Here is a 14,183-nt window from a genome sequence, read left to right on the forward strand (position 1 = left end):
CTCATCGAGCAACCTGTTTAGATAATGCGGCTTGTGAGACCGTTTTTAGTAAGCTAAAAGCAGAGATTGGAACTGATGAATTATCACAACCAGGATGAACTCATCCAAGCAATTGAAGAATGGATGCACTTCTATAATGAACGGCGCATTCAAACAAAACTAAGCAACCAAACACCGTATCAATATGAACAGTGTCTAGTTGCCTAGAAAAAATATTTATTCAATTATCAAGTTAGAATATTCAACTTCCAACTTTTTGGATATACGTCAGAAAATCCATTTTCCGGCTTCTTTTTTGGAATAGCAGCAAAAAAACACACTCCAGGTGATAAGTCAGATCCCCAGCAATCCTCTACAAGCTACCACTCGTTTACAATTCAATACGGAACACCCCAATGCTTTTTTCAGGCAAAATGCGCTGCCAACTTATAAATTGGCTGTCCCTTCGCGGCAAATTTTTGTTCATATTCGGTCTCAACGTTGTTGGCTTGTTCATCACTATGGTGCAGGTCAAGCCAAAGGCCATCAAAGTGAAGGCCGCAATTATTTAAGGAGCAAATCGAATATTCAAAAAAGCCCATGTTGTCAGTCTTTAGTTCAATTGCGCCCTGATCTTGCAAAATTTCTTGATATTCATGCAAAAAGGTCTTATAAGTCAGGCGTCGTTTTTCGTGACGCGACTTAGGCCAAGGATCGGAGAAATTCAAGTAAAGTTTATCAATCTCGCCAGACTTAAAAAAGCTCGTCAATTCAGCCCCGTCAGCGTTAATCAACTGCAAATTCGGCAATTTTTCTGGTAAGGCCTTTTTTAAGGCAATTGCCGCAACAGTCGACTGAATTTCCATCCCAATAAAGTTGATCTCAGGGTGTGCCTTGGCCATGCCAATGATAAACTGTCCCTTTCCCATCCCGAGTTCCAGTTGTAAAGGTTGTTTTTTAGCAAAACGTTCCTGCCACTTACCAGCGTACTTTGCCGGCTCTTTCACCAGCATCTCCGGGTGAGCCTGCATTAACGGCTCAGCCCACTTTTTGTGCTTCACACGCATTGATTCATTACCTCATTTCACATTTTTTAGTCGTTGCGGTATCAAAATCCGGCTAATTAAGACCGCTTCAATAACTGCCAAGACGATGTCGATCAGCATCACTTGCCAATCACCCCGATTACCCAGACTCGCTAAACCGATTAGGCAACCGCTGAGCAAGAGCACCACGAAGGTCAAGTGCTGAAAATCGTGCACCCGTTGAGAATGACTCGCCGGAAAAAGATGGGTCATCGCATTGGCATCAAAGTGCTTATAAAAAGGCGTCAGCTCCCCAGCGATGACGTAGATGAAAAGCAGGGTCAACACCCATTTTAACCAGCTCAAACTCACGAAAAAAACCACCAGCATTGCTACGATGGTCAGTCGACTTACCAGACCAGCAAAATCATCGTTACGGACAAAACCCCACGCATAGAGATAGGACCAGGAATGGCCATTGACGGTCAAAACATTGACAATTCCCCGGGCCCACCGCCGACGTTTAATTGACCCCTGGACACTTGGTACGTCAGTAAAAAGATTAAAGAAGCGGTAAATACTATCCATTCGGTGCTGTTCGTAATCAATGGCGCGATTCCAATCCAAACTAAAGGCTATCCGGTATTCCAACCAATTGGCAAGCAGGAAGAGGACGGCCACAATCGCCCCCGCCCAGGCATCTTTAGCGAAAATCCCGATGGCAATCACAATCGACTGCAGCCAGCGATTGTTCATCCAGTCCCGCTTACCCGGTGCCAGATGAGTATTGTTATTCAGATGAATCCAACTGAGCAACAGCCAATCGAGCTTCCCAATTGCCATCGCAATCACAGCCCAGGCGAGCTGATAATTGTTCCAGCCCATCGTCACTCGAGCAAAAGGAAGGGCAACGATTGTTCCTGCAATGGTGATCATTTCAGCAAGCAGCAGGCTGTGTCGCCAAGCCTTTTTCATATAGGCCGTCATTGCCTGACTTTGTGGTAGCAAAAAGACCCGGTCAGCGGGCTGCAAAAGGGTGGCCAGTCGACCGACTTGCAAAAGGCAGGCTGACCAGATAATCAACAGTAGGGGTGCCCACCAAAGTCCCTGATGGAGCTTGGCTAACCAGCCAACATAGCCGTAAGCCAGCGCTCCCAACAGAAAGAAGAGGGCGATGACAAAGTGGTCATTGAAAACCAAGCGCCAGTACTTGATCAGCATCACGAAATGAGCAGACTCGCGTTTCTTGTATAAATTAGTCATCGACACCATCCCTTGCCATCTTCAGATAGATGTCATCCAACGAGGCATGCTCGTTGTGAGCTTGTTGACGCAATTCCTTAAGGGTTCCACTCGCCTTCACCCGCCCCGCTGTCAGCAAGACGAAGCGGTCGCAATAACGTTCTGCCGTATCCAAAACATGAGTCGACATCAAAACTGCCGTGTGGTGGCATTTGGCTCTGTTGATCAGCCGTAACAATTCATGAACAGCTAACGGATCAAGACCATAAAAAGGCTCATCAACGATCAACAATTTGGGATCGTGCAAAAAGGCGCAGCAGATCATTACTTTCTGCTTCATCCCCTTCGAAAATTTCGCAGGGAACCAGTCCAATTTGTTGTCAAGACGAAAGGTCTGCAATAAGTCCTTAGCACGCGGCCACGTTTTCTCTGGATCCAAACTATAAGCCATCATCGTCAGTTCCAGGTGCTCCCGCAAGGTCAGTTCATCATATAAAATGGGCGTTTCTGGAACGTAGGCAATCGAGTGCTTGTATTCCGCTTCATTGGCTTTCACCGTCAGTCCATCGAGCGAAATGGTTCCCGAGTAAGGGCGCAACAACCCGATGACGTGATTAATCGTCGTGGATTTGCCAGCCCCGTTGAGACCGATTAAGCCCACTAGTTCGCCAGGCTCAACATTAAAGCTAACGTCTTTTAAGACGGGCACTTGCCCATAACCTCCCACGAGGTGTTCAATTTTTAAAGTCATATTGGTCCCTTCCTGTTCTACTTACCGCTAAATTATAACATAGGCTAATCTTGTGCATCATTGCGCTGATCAGCTATACTAAGGGCAATAAGCAAATAAGGAGCTGATCAAATGGCAGATGAAGAAAAAGATTGTATTTTTTGCAAGATCATCCGCGGTGAAATCCCAAGTTACACCGTTTATGAAGATGACGTGGTCAAAGCATTTCTGGATATCTCGCAAAACACGCCAGGTCACACCCTGGTGGTTCCAAAGAAACACGTTAAAAACATCTTTGATTACGACGATGAATTAGCAGCTGCTGTCTTTGCCCGCATTCCGAAGATTGCCCGGGCCATCAAAGCTTCCAATCCTGACATCATCGGAATGAATATCATGAATAACAACGGGCGGGTCGCTTACCAATCCGTTTTCCATTCCCACATTCACCTTCTACCGCGTTATTCCGCATCGGACCCGTTCGAAATTAAGTTTACGGATAATTCTGCATCCTACAACGAGACGAAGTACAAGGAAATTCAAGATAACATCATCAAGCACATGGGGGCTTAAGCAGTGACGAAGTTTCAACAGAATTTGGCTAAAATCAAACGGCAAGCTAAAGTGTTAAAAGTGCATAGTGAGGTAGCCATTGACGACATGCGCACTCACTACCGCAATCGTCGTGAAAACACCAAGGAAATCATCGCGGCAGCTGAAACCGTCAAGGATTCCGTCAAGCAGCTCAACGCTTCCCTAAGGGAATTGGAACCGGGAACGCAAGCTGCTGCTAAGGCGGCCCGGTCAATCAACCGCTCTATTAAGCGAATGAACAACCGCAACCAGGCGCACATTCAGAAAATCAAACGACTGTTAGCAAAATTCGAAAATGAATAAGCAAAAGGAAAATCGTTTTTCCGACCTAAAAAAATCGGCACTAATTGGTGCCGATTTTTTAATTTAGCGGGTTATTACTTGCTAGAAGATGAACTAGTGGACGTTCCCAAAGAATTGCTACCATTGGTATTGTTAGTTAGGTAGCCATCTAGAACGTTCTTCAAGTCGTTATCCTTGATTGAAACGTTCCCCTTCTTCAAAACTTTAGACACGACATTGTGCAAGAAGGTCGTGTTATTCATATTCTGTTCAACAATCTGGTTCTTGATGTCACTGATGTGGTCAGACTTCAGACCCTTGCTTGGGTGGTTAATCATGTAAATTACTTCGTAACCATTGGACGTCCGCACCGGTGACTTCGTATACTCATTCGTCTTCAGTTTGAAGGCAGCCTTCTTGTAAGCCGAATCCAGCTGGGTGTCAGTATTGTCAAAGGCTGGCACCTTGCCACCATTATTCTTGGTAGAGCTGTCAGTTGAGTACTTCTTAGCCAGCTTCTTAAACTTCGGGTACTTGTTAGAACCAGAGTAGTTGTTCAGCTGATCGATGATCGACTGGGCACTAGACTTGGAGCCAACCAGAATCTCAGCAGTTGAAACCTTTGGCTGGTACTTCTTCCACTGCTTGTTAATGTCAGCATTGCTGATATTGGAGTAGTCTTTTACCGCCGCGCGGAGCAGGAGGTTAGACTTGATTTGCTGTTTGAAGCTCTTGGTCGTCAACCCTTGCTGGGAAAGTACACTGGAGAATGAGGAGCCGTATTGCTTCTTGTAGCTGTTGTACTCAGCATCGACCTGCTTGTCGCTCACTTGCTTGCCATATTGCTTTTGCAGAACCTTGTCCAGGATCATTTGCTGAAGCACTTGCTTCCCCTGGCTGGTCTGCTTCATGCTGGAGTAATACTGACTTTCAGTAATTTTACCGCCACTCGTCGTTGCAACAGCTTTATTGCCACAAGCCGCCAAGGGCAGCATTAAGATTGCACCGGCAACAAGTGCTAACATCTTCTTACTTTTCAAATTATTTTCACTCCTTGGTGATTCTGTTATATTGACACCGTTCTACTATAACACAAACGGCTTCAACAACAATCGAATTTATAATTCTTAATCATTCTTTCAATTTTGTTTCACGATTACGAAACTGTCAAATCCAGGACAGAACCGGCATTGTGCAGCTCTTCGCGGCGATCATCTGCTGTCAAGTAGAGGACCTGCTCGTCTTTAGCGATTTCTTGCAGCAAAGTAACCATCCGCTGTTTGCGAAGCTGATCAAAATTGACAAAGCCATCATCAATGATCAGCGGAAATTCAACGACATCACTCATCACGCTGACAAAAGCCAAGCGCAAAGCAATGTAGAGCTGTTCGGCGGTCCCGGTCGACAATTCATTAACATCGAACTGCTGACGTGCCACCGAAGTAACCATCAAATTACCAGAAGAATTAAATTCGATACTGGAATAACGGTCAGCCGTTAACAACCGGAAGTAGTTAATCGCCCGCTTTAAAATCAGCGGATAGCGATCCGCCGAAGCGCATTCAAGAGCTTGGTTAATCCATTTTTCCGTCAGCCGAAAAGTTAGATACTGCTTCAGCAGCTGCTGAACCTTTGCCTGAGCATTAGCCAACTGCTGTTCTAATTCCGTCATTGTTCCGTCTTTGACCAGGTTATCGAGCTGCACTTTGATAGCTTCGCTGTCAGTCGTCAACCGATTTTGCTTGGCCATCAACTGGCTGACTTCTTCCTGGCGATCGGCAACATACTGATCCACTCGCTCGACACTACCCAATTTTTGTAGTGCTGTCCGATCCTGAGCACTGAGCTGCTGTTCCGTCACTGCAACTTGAGCGCCAGTTTTAATGGCGGCAGCCCGAGTTTTCAGGTAGTTATCAAACTCGGCCCAGTTAGCAACATGTAGTTGTCGAAAGGCCTTCACTTTGGTGTTTTTAGTTGCCGATAATTGTTCTTGGCTGTGGGCCAGTTCACCCTCAGCCGTTACTAACTGCGTCTGCAGTTGGCGCCATTTTTGGTATTGTTGTTCCAAACGGTCCAATTGATCCAAGAGCTGCTGCCAGAAATCACTTGCCGAAGCCGCGTTAACGTCAGCAAAACGCACAGCCCAATCTCGCTGACGACTGGCAAGGCGCCGTTCTTCTTCCTCAAACTTGGCAATCGATTCAACTACATCCTTACCATGACGCAATTCTCCTTGTATTGCCAACCATTGTTCAACTGGAATGTTGGCATAGCCGTGCACACGCCCAAAACGGGTGATTGCGTTTCGCTGGAGTGTGTTGTCCTTCTTTTGCTCTGAACTGCGGTACAGCAAGTAACCACCAGCCAGGACAAGCACAAAGCCCAACAAGGTCAAAACGACATTAGAGAAGACGAAGCCGGCCAACAAGGTCAAAAAGCCGACACTTGGCACGATAGCCGTTGTGGATGCCGCCCCACCTTGATGACCTGACCGGCGCTGCTGCTGCAAAGACTGCAATTCTTGGACCTCCTTGCTAGACAAGGGTTGCGGTAAAGGCTTTCCATATCGTTGCTGAAGTTGATCTAATTGGTCACGCTGCGACTGAATCTGACGGCCTTGCTGCTGGTGGGCCAGAGTAGCGGCCTGAAACTTGTGCAATAAATTGCGGGGATCGTTACTGCCGCGCCATTTCTTTGCGTAGTCCTGGACCTGCTTTTCATCAATTGTCTGCAGCTGCCCCTGAAGACGGCCGCACTGTTCTTGTTTCGTCGTTACCGTTTTCTGCAATTCTGGTTCCCGAACCCGGAGTTTTTGCAACTGGACGATTTGCTCATCGGTCGCCGCCCACTGCTGGTGGGCCTTAGCACGGGCACTTTGCCACTGTTCATAAACCGGCCATAGCCGTTGCAGTTTTACCGCCTGCTGTTGTTCTTCCTGAGCTCTTTGCAGCTCTTGTTCAACCTTTGCCAGTTGTTCTTGATTGGCCCGCAGCTCCCGTTGCAATTGTGCATAGCGACTGTTATTTTCCTGGGCAGCGTTGAGCTTGGCAGTTAGCTGATCAACTTCATTCAAGGCCCGATTGAGCGGTCTTGTCCGGGCCCGGGGACCGTATAGCGACTGGGCTTGATCATCGAAGGCCGCCTTTTGGTCCTGCCACTGGCGACTTCCCACGGCTCCCACCTGCTGCAGGCTTTGTTTTACCCGCTCATCGGTCAAGTCGCCGACTCGCGAGAGTTCACTCTGGTCAAAACAAAAAACATTTTTTACCAGATCAATATTCAAGGGTCCCAGCAAATCAGTCAGGCTGACCTTGGCATGTTTTCCTTTTTCGTCTGTAATGGTGACTTTGCCGGCTCCGCGGCTCCCTTTCTTGCGGTTAATCCAATAACGCTGTCCGTGATGTTCAACGAGCAGGGCCCCGCCATAAGCCTCAGTGTCACGGGGAACGTAGCGCCGAAACTTGTTTTTCCCCCGGCCATTGGCAAAACCGAAAAAGACACTCAGAATAAATTCGACTAGGGTCGACTTGCCCGCCTCATTTGGCCCATAGATGGTTTGCAAGCCGGGGTTAATCTGCCAATTGGCGTTGACCCATTTGCCAAAACCGTCAATTTTAATTTTAAGAATTTTCATCCCCTGACTGCCTCCTTCCCAGCAGTGTTGTCGCCGTTTGACGCAGCTCCTTGATGAAGTCAGGATCAGCCAGCTGGTCACGAAGATAGTCGGCAGACAAATTCTTATCATTGATCACCAGGTCCTGGAGCGTTTTCGGCTGAAAAACTTGATTCGCCGCGGCTTGCCAGTATTGGCGGTCAGCATCAGTTAATTGGGGCAATGCTGTCGAGCCAACCAACTCACAGTTAGCTGGCCACCAAATCAAATTTGGGGCATGACTTTGGCCTGCCTGGAGCTGCTCCAAAAAGTCTGTTGAATCAAGTCCCAGGTCCGTTGTTGCGCTCAAGTGTAGTCGAATATTGACCATAATCAGCCTTTGCGGCCGCTTGGCAGCGAGCTGCTCCGCCGCATTCACCACTTTGGTGCGCAAGCTACGTTGATCGTCATCAGCCGTTATCATCACATCCAAATTTTCCCAGTTGATTACGGAAACCGCCCTGAAACGGGGTACTAACTGCCTACCTTCTTCTTCGACCAAATAGCAGCCATGCGGACCCGCTTCATTAATGTGACGTCCCTGCGGATTGCCGCAATATACGATCGGCGGTTGATCATTGAGCTGCTGGTGATGATGGATGTGGCCAAGTGCCCAGTAGTCATAGTGACGACTCAGTAATTGGTCAACTGTGAAGGGCGCATAATTATCGGCGTGACCACTTTTGACTTGACCGTGGAGCATCCCAATCCAGAAGTCGGCATTGCCCCGTAGCGGATATTCGCTCACTTTCTCTTGCTGAATCCACTTGCGGCCATAGCTAAAACCGGTAATCTTAACCTGCCGTTGATCGGCAAGGATAAGCGTCTTCGTTTCCACCTGATTGGCAAAAACGTGGACGTTTTCCGGCAACAACAACGTATCATCCGCCACGTTCTGGTAGTCGTGGTTGCCATAACTCAAGTAAACGGGAATCGCTTTGACCGCCAGCCGCCGACATTGCTGGGTAAAAAAGTCCGCCGCCTTGACGCTATGGTGATCACGATCAAAGATGTCCCCCACAATCAGCATAAAGTCGACGTTCTCATCAATGGCCAAATCCACGATTCGCGCAAATGCCTGGTAAGTCGACTGCTGAATCTGCTGATAAACAGCAGCCGGCGATTGATTGGCCAACCCCCGAAAGGGACTATCCAAATGGAGGTCACCAGTATGAATAAATTTCAAAGGATGCACCCTCTTTACAGAAAAAGAGAGGCTGAAAAATCTCAGCCTCCTAAGTAAGTCTAATAATGTTTACTTCTGGTCCTTATCCTGGTTAGGATTTGGCATCACCGAATTGTAAAGGTTGCGAATTGGGCCAGTAATGATCTCATTGAGCTGTTGAAGCATGTTGTCCATTGCCTGTTCTTTTTCCATCAAATTCTTGATCAGTGGCTTGGCACTAAATTGTTGGGCCAAGTCCTGCATTTCTTTGATTTCGTCCTGGGTTGGTTGTTGGCCAGTTTGCTGTTTTTTCTGCAGCTCCATCTGCTTGCTTTGGAACTTTGTGAAGAGCAGCATCGAATCAGGATCGGCCTGCATGTCGGCGAAAGCCTTCTTTAAAGCAGTGAATTCCTGCGTTTTGTTCATCTGTTCTTCCATCTCATTGGCGGTGTCGTAAATATTAACTACCATCGTAAATCCTCCTAATGTAAAATCCATCAATTATTATACCAAATCCGCCCTCAATTGTTAGAGCAAATCGTTGTCCACTAGAATAAGCCGCGTAGATTGTTGACAAAATCATTCACTTTTTGGCCGAGCTGACCACTTTGGTTTTTAGCATTGTTGAACCAATTTTTGAGTTCATTCTCTGTTTTACTGCTGCCATTGCTATTCATCCCGCCAGTTGCCCGCGTCTGAGCATCTTCAACATCAAACTTGTTGCCAGCGGTATTTGGCAAAATGCCCTCCATCTCAGCCTTAAACAAGGAATTGATATTATGATCTGAAATGTCCTCCAATTGGTGGTTGGCAGTCGTGCTATCGTAGCCTTCCCAGGTCGCCACCACAACGTCAGGGGTATAACCCACAACCCACTTGTCGCGGTCACCTGTACCGTAGCCATCGACCCCGGAATTGGTTGTCCCAGTCTTTCCGGCAATCGTGTAGCCACTTGGTTTGGCGGTTTTCCCCGTCCCCAATTTGAAAACATCAATCATCATACTTGTCATCTGCCGGGCAATGCTGGCAGACATCACCCGCTTGGTCTGCGGACGACCAGCCTTTTTAATCACCTTCCCCGAGGCATCTTCAATTTTGACGATGTAGGTCGGTGACGTCATTTTCCCGCCGTTAGCAAAGGCGGAATAAGCCCGTGCCATCTGTTGAGGCGAGACCCCGTGGGTCATCCCCCCCAGGGCGAGGGCCAAGTTCTTATCTGAATTCGTCACCGGAAGGCCAAAGCGTTGAGCGCTCTTGTAACCTTCGTCAACCCCGATCTTATTAAGTAACCAAACAGCCGGTGCATTCAAACTGTTGTACAGAGCCTTGTACATAGGTACGCTCCCGCTGTAAGTATCGCTGTAATTTTTGGGGGTATAGTGGTTGGCCCCATAGGATTGCTTTTTATCCTGAAGCGTTGAATCATAATAATAACCGTCTTTAAGTGCTGGAGTGTAGACGACCAACGGTTTAATCGTCGATCCTGGCTGCCGGCGGATCTGCGTTGCCCGGTTGTAACCCCGAAAAACGTGATCACCCCGACCACCAACTATCGCTGTCACACCACCAGTCTTTGGGTTCATCGCAATGGAAGCTGACTGAGTCATCGTCCCGTCGGCTGCATTTGCCGGGAAGTTATCATCATCGTCATAGACATCTTGCATCGCTTTTTGCTGACCCTGATCAAGATTAGTATAAATTTTGTAGCCGTTATTCATGATCGCTTTTTCTGACAGGTGGTACTTGCTAGCGGCCTCACTGATCACCTCATCGAAGTAGTAAGGGTAGCGGTAAGAATCGTTGCCGTGGTAACCATTTGCAATCACCAGGGAGGTCTTCTTATAACGATCTGCATCTGCCTGACTGATTTTATGATTCTCAACCATCAACTGCAACACTAAATTACGGCGTTGCCGCGTCGCTGCCGGATGGTTCACCGGATCATAAATGCCAGGAGCAGTCAGCATCCCCGCAAGGGTGGCCGCCTGAGGCACCGTCAATTCACTGGCATTCTCATCAAAGTAACGCTTAGCTGCGTCCTGTACTCCCCACACGCCATGACCAAAGTAGGCGTTGTTGAGGTACATCGTCAAGATTTCGTGCTTGGAATACTGATTTTCAACTTCGATAGAGATAAAGATTTCTTTGGCTTTTCGTGAAAAAGTCTGTTCCTGCGTTAAAAAGGCGTTTTTCACCAGCTGCTGGGTCAGCGTACTGCCACCTCCGGAAATATAATCCCGGCCGAGGAGTTTGTTCTTGACCAGCAAGAAAACAGCACGGCCTGTTCCCTTCACCGAAAAACCATGCTCATGGTAAAAATTGCGGTCTTCGGTTGACAATACCGCGTCGGGAACGTTAGTCGAAATGTCACTGAGTTTAACGTAGGTTCCCTTTTGGGAGTACAGACTCCCGGCCGAACGTCCGCTACGGTCATAAATCTGCGTTGGCCGCTCCAAACGCGCCTGAAGGTTTTTCACGCCAGCCGTTTTCGCAACAAAAGTGAGGTAACTGCTACTTGCCAGCACCAAAATCAAAAACAACACGATCAGCCAACGAGTCAGCTGAAAGCGATGCCAGAACCGTTTAAAACTGATTCTGGCTGCCGCAAAAAACTTGGTCAGCCAGCCCCGGAACCGGGTTCCCAGTTGGCGACCCTCGTTAGGTTCATGGTCCATCAATATTTCTCCTCAAATGATTTTATAGACCTATACTTTACCACATTTCATATCATTGGTAGTCACCGATGATAAGCTTTAGCAAAGAATTAAAAAGATCCCCAGCACAAGGCTGGAGATCCGTCGATTAACTCAGTTACATTTCATCTGGTGCCTTAACGCCCAGCAATTGCAAAGCAGACTTCAGAACGTCACTGACAGCCTGAACCAGGGCCAAGCGCGCCATTTTTTGCGGATGATCATCGAGAATTCGAACATGAGCATAGTACTGGTTGAACAGCTTGGCCAGCGTCAAGGCATACTTCCCGATCAGTGAAGGATCGTATTCCTTGGCTGCCCGTTCGATCGTCTCACCGTACTGACCCAACTGTTTGATCACTGGCCATGCTTCGGCATCGTCTAAACTCAGGTCCTGCCCGGCAAAATCCGGCTTGCCGGCTTTACGCAGAATGCTTTCGGCCCGGGCCCGCGCATATTGAACATATGGGCCTGTTTCACCCTCAAACTTCACGACATCTTCCAGCTTAAAGTCAATGGCGTTAGTCCGCTCATTCTTCAAGTCGTGGAAGATCACGGCACCTACCCCGACCTGTTGAGCAACTTCGTCGGCGTTAGCCAAATCAGGGTTCTTCTCGGCAATCTGCTGACGAGCCAACTTAATCGAATCATTCAGCACGTCTTCCAGTTGGACAATGTTGCCCTTTCGAGTCGACATTTTCTTACCATTAAGGCTCATTAAACCAAACGGGACATGGTGAATCTGCTTGTTCCAGGTGAAGCCCATCTCGTTTAAAACGGCCTTCAGTTGGGCAAAGTGATTGGTCTGTTCCGCACCTACAACATACAACGATTGCTTAAAACCATACATCCGCTTCCGGAAAAGCGCTGCCGCCAGGTCCCGGGTAATGTAAAGGGTGGCACCGTCACTCTTCCGAATCAAAGCTGGGTTGAGCTTGTAAGCACTGAGGTCAACAATGTCAGCACCCCGGCTTTCTTGGAGCAAGTTCTTGTCTTCCAAGAGCTGAAGGATTTCGTCCATCTTGTCATTGTAGAAAGCTTCTCCATTGTAGGAGTCAAAGTCAACGCCAAGCATTTTGTAGATCTTCATGAAACGCTTGAGCGATTCCCGCCGGAACCACTTCCACAGACGAGTAGCTTCGGCATCGCCACTTTCCAGTTTCTTAAACCACTCCCGCCCGGCATCATTATATTCTGGATGGCTATCAGCTTCGGTGTTGATGCGCACGTAGTACTTTTGCAAGGTATTGATCGGGTCAGCTTTGACAGCTTGCTCATCACCCCACATCTCATAAGCGGCCATCAATTTGCCAAACTGGGTTCCCCAGTCACCTAAGTGGTTGATCCGGACAGGTTGATAGCCGACCTTGGCTAAGATATTAGCGATGGCATTGCCGATGACGGTTGAACGCAGGTGCCCCATCCCCATCGGTTTAGCGATGTTTGGCGAGGAAAGATCGATCGTAACCTGGGCGCCGTTGCCCAACTTTGATGAACCATAATGAGCAGGGTCTGCCAAAATTGCTTCAAGCACGCCGGCACCAACTTGCCCCTTCTTGAGGAAAAAATTGATGTAGGGACCTGCTACTACCACCTGATCAAAAGCCGATTGATCAATTTTGGGTGCCAGGTCAGTTGCAATCTTTTGCGGAGCCTGGTGCAGCTGCTTAGCTAAAAAGAAGGTTGGCAGTGCATAATCGCCGTTTTTGTTATCTTTTGGCCGTTCAAGACGGCTCATGATGACTTTTTGATCCAGGTCAGGCATCGCTTTTTGAATTGCTGCCACAATTTGTTCTTTTTCGTTCATATCCTTAAGCTCCTTATTAAAAAAGTCCCTAGTAAGTTGGCCTTACTAGAGACGAGAAAATCCCGCGGTACCACTCTAATTGAAGATTAGTTCCACTCTACAAATCATTTAAAAATTAAGTTTACAGAGCGCGCTTCATGACAACCGACAATGCAGCTTACACCATCCTGCACTCGCTTTGCATCAGCAAGATCACTACTCTTCTCTATAAAAAAGCGCCGTGAGAACCACGACGCTATCAAGCGGGTAACGAGAATCGAACTCGCGACGCAAGCTTGGGAAGCTTGAGTTTTACCACTGAACTATACCCGCATCATGGTGGCTAATTGAAACCACCTCATTATTATAGACTACTCATTACTATTTGTCAGCCTTTTTTTGGTTTTTTGCTGATTTATTTGTTTTCCCGGACGTAGTTGACTGGGAGTCAGCCGTTGCTTGGTTTTCGTCAGCCTCGTCTTCTTTGGCTTTACGCGGAACCTTCTTCACCATCTTGGCGTCCTTCATCCGAACGATCGCGCGGCCGTTGAGTTCATTAACGCCGCTTTTATCTGACGGTTCAAAATCCTTAATGCCGACCATTACCGAGTTGACGTAAACTTTTTCGACCTCGCCCGTGAAACCGTGATCCAGCGGTCCCATTTTTTTGCTCTTAATGACATCGCCGACAGCAAAATCATATTTTGGCTGATCTTTGTTCTTCTTTTTCTGATTGGCCATGATCTCACCTCACTGTTGATAAGAATAACGGTAATTATTCTACTCTTTTTTCAATAAATTTCAACTCACAAGACTTTCGGTCAATGGTAAAATAAAGTTTAAGGAGGACCTAATGTCACTTAAACTTACAATTATCACGCTAATCGCAACGATTCTTTGTCTTCTTACGACCTTCGCTGCCATCCATGCAAAAACCGAAAAGAAAGCTACCAACTGGATTGACGTGTACCCAAAAAGTTGGAAGTTGAATATTCTGGCTTGATAATTGAATAAATATTTTTTCTAGGCAACTAG

At 47.5% G+C, this 14,183-nt stretch carries 12 protein-coding genes, 1 tRNA gene and 1 pseudogene; 3 read left to right on the forward strand and 11 right to left on the reverse strand.

From position 1 onward, the window contains the following. Positions 1–207, forward strand: a pseudogene (locus QOR82_RS09415) (IS3 family transposase); the annotation flags it as partial. Positions 208–404: 197 nt separating this feature from the next. Here QOR82_RS09415 and trmB read toward each other — a convergent pair. The 3 genes from trmB to QOR82_RS07320 are packed head-to-tail and all read right to left on the reverse strand — an operon-like array spanning position 405 to position 2,997. Then, positions 405–1,046 carry a tRNA (guanosine(46)-N7)-methyltransferase TrmB gene (gene trmB, locus QOR82_RS07310; protein ID WP_283584122.1) on the reverse strand — a complete coding sequence of 214 codons (642 nt, stop codon included), beginning with the start codon at positions 1,044–1,046 and terminating at the stop codon, positions 405–407. Between the two features lie 12 nt (positions 1,047–1,058). Continuing rightward, a complete protein-coding gene (locus tag QOR82_RS07315; protein ID WP_283584123.1) occupies positions 1,059–2,267 on the reverse strand; it encodes an ABC transporter permease in 1,209 nt (402 codons plus the stop codon). Beyond that, a complete protein-coding gene (locus QOR82_RS07320; protein ID WP_283584124.1) occupies positions 2,260–2,997 on the reverse strand; it encodes an ABC transporter ATP-binding protein in 738 nt (245 codons plus the stop codon). The genes QOR82_RS07315 and QOR82_RS07320 overlap by 8 nt, the downstream gene beginning before the upstream one ends. 111 nt (positions 2,998–3,108) lie before the next feature. Between QOR82_RS07320 and QOR82_RS07325 the strand changes: the two genes are divergently transcribed. Continuing rightward, positions 3,109–3,549 carry an HIT family protein gene (locus tag QOR82_RS07325; protein WP_283584125.1) on the forward strand — a complete coding sequence of 147 codons (441 nt, stop codon included), beginning with the start codon at positions 3,109–3,111 and terminating at the stop codon, positions 3,547–3,549. A 3-nt stretch (positions 3,550–3,552) separates the two neighbouring features. Beyond that, a complete protein-coding gene (locus tag QOR82_RS07330; RefSeq protein ID WP_283584126.1) occupies positions 3,553–3,873 on the forward strand; it encodes a hypothetical protein in 321 nt (106 codons plus the stop codon). A 74-nt stretch (positions 3,874–3,947) separates the two neighbouring features. Here the strand turns inward: QOR82_RS07330 and QOR82_RS07335 are convergent, their stop codons facing one another. The 8 genes from QOR82_RS07335 to QOR82_RS07370 all read right to left on the reverse strand — a co-directional run bounded on the left by QOR82_RS07335 (position 3,948) and on the right by QOR82_RS07370 (position 13,889). After that, positions 3,948–4,892 (reverse strand): peptidylprolyl isomerase PrsA, encoded by a 945-nt coding sequence (locus QOR82_RS07335; protein ID WP_283584127.1) that lies wholly within the window; start codon positions 4,890–4,892, stop codon positions 3,948–3,950. A 116-nt stretch (positions 4,893–5,008) separates the two neighbouring features. Then, positions 5,009–7,486, reverse strand: a complete 2,478-nt coding sequence (locus QOR82_RS07340; RefSeq protein ID WP_283584128.1) for an ATP-binding protein — start codon at positions 7,484–7,486, stop codon at positions 5,009–5,011. Continuing rightward, positions 7,473–8,690, reverse strand: coding sequence for a metallophosphoesterase family protein (locus QOR82_RS07345; protein WP_283584129.1), 1,218 nt, complete (start codon positions 8,688–8,690; stop codon positions 7,473–7,475). Before QOR82_RS07345 ends, QOR82_RS07340 begins: the two co-directional genes overlap by 14 nt. 69 nt (positions 8,691–8,759) lie before the next feature. Continuing rightward, positions 8,760–9,140: a YlbF family regulator gene (locus QOR82_RS07350; RefSeq protein ID WP_283584130.1), complete on the reverse strand. Its 381-nt coding sequence runs from the start codon at positions 9,138–9,140 to the stop codon at positions 8,760–8,762. A gap of 77 nt (positions 9,141–9,217) precedes the next feature. Continuing rightward, entirely contained in the window at positions 9,218–11,344 is a 2,127-nt protein-coding gene (locus QOR82_RS07355) for a PBP1A family penicillin-binding protein (protein ID WP_283584131.1), read from the reverse strand. 136 nt (positions 11,345–11,480) lie between these two features. Beyond that, positions 11,481–13,169 (reverse strand): arginine--tRNA ligase, encoded by a 1,689-nt coding sequence (gene argS / locus QOR82_RS07360; RefSeq protein WP_283584132.1) that lies wholly within the window; start codon positions 13,167–13,169, stop codon positions 11,481–11,483. 241 nt (positions 13,170–13,410) lie between these two features. Next, a tRNA-Gly gene (locus QOR82_RS07365) sits at positions 13,411–13,481 on the reverse strand. 48 nt (positions 13,482–13,529) lie between these two features. Beyond that, positions 13,530–13,889 (reverse strand): hypothetical protein, encoded by a 360-nt coding sequence (locus QOR82_RS07370; protein ID WP_283584133.1) that lies wholly within the window; start codon positions 13,887–13,889, stop codon positions 13,530–13,532. Between the last annotated feature and the right edge of the window lie 294 nt (positions 13,890–14,183).

The organism is Limosilactobacillus difficilis, assembly GCF_947387495.1.
Lineage (GTDB): Bacteria > Bacillota > Bacilli > Lactobacillales > Lactobacillaceae > Limosilactobacillus > Limosilactobacillus difficilis.

Excerpts from the sequence above, each read along its gene's own strand:
- trmB (WP_283584122.1), bottom strand. The coding sequence starts at position 1,046 with ATGCGTGTGAAGCACAAAAAGTGGGCTGAGCCGTTAATGCAGGCTCAC.
- QOR82_RS07315 (WP_283584123.1), bottom strand. The coding sequence starts at position 2,267 with ATGACTAATTTATACAAGAAACGCGAGTCTGCTCATTTCGTGATGCTG.
- QOR82_RS07320 (WP_283584124.1), bottom strand. The coding sequence starts at position 2,997 with ATGACTTTAAAAATTGAACACCTCGTGGGAGGTTATGGGCAAGTGCCC.
- QOR82_RS07325 (WP_283584125.1), top strand. The coding sequence starts at position 3,109 with ATGGCAGATGAAGAAAAAGATTGTATTTTTTGCAAGATCATCCGCGGT.
- QOR82_RS07340 (WP_283584128.1), bottom strand. The coding sequence starts at position 7,486 with ATGAAAATTCTTAAAATTAAAATTGACGGTTTTGGCAAATGGGTCAAC.
- QOR82_RS07350 (WP_283584130.1), bottom strand. The coding sequence starts at position 9,140 with ATGGTAGTTAATATTTACGACACCGCCAATGAGATGGAAGAACAGATG.
- QOR82_RS07355 (WP_283584131.1), bottom strand. The coding sequence starts at position 11,344 with ATGGACCATGAACCTAACGAGGGTCGCCAACTGGGAACCCGGTTCCGG.
- argS (WP_283584132.1), bottom strand. The coding sequence starts at position 13,169 with ATGAACGAAAAAGAACAAATTGTGGCAGCAATTCAAAAAGCGATGCCT.
- QOR82_RS07370 (WP_283584133.1), bottom strand. The coding sequence starts at position 13,889 with ATGGCCAATCAGAAAAAGAAGAACAAAGATCAGCCAAAATATGATTTT.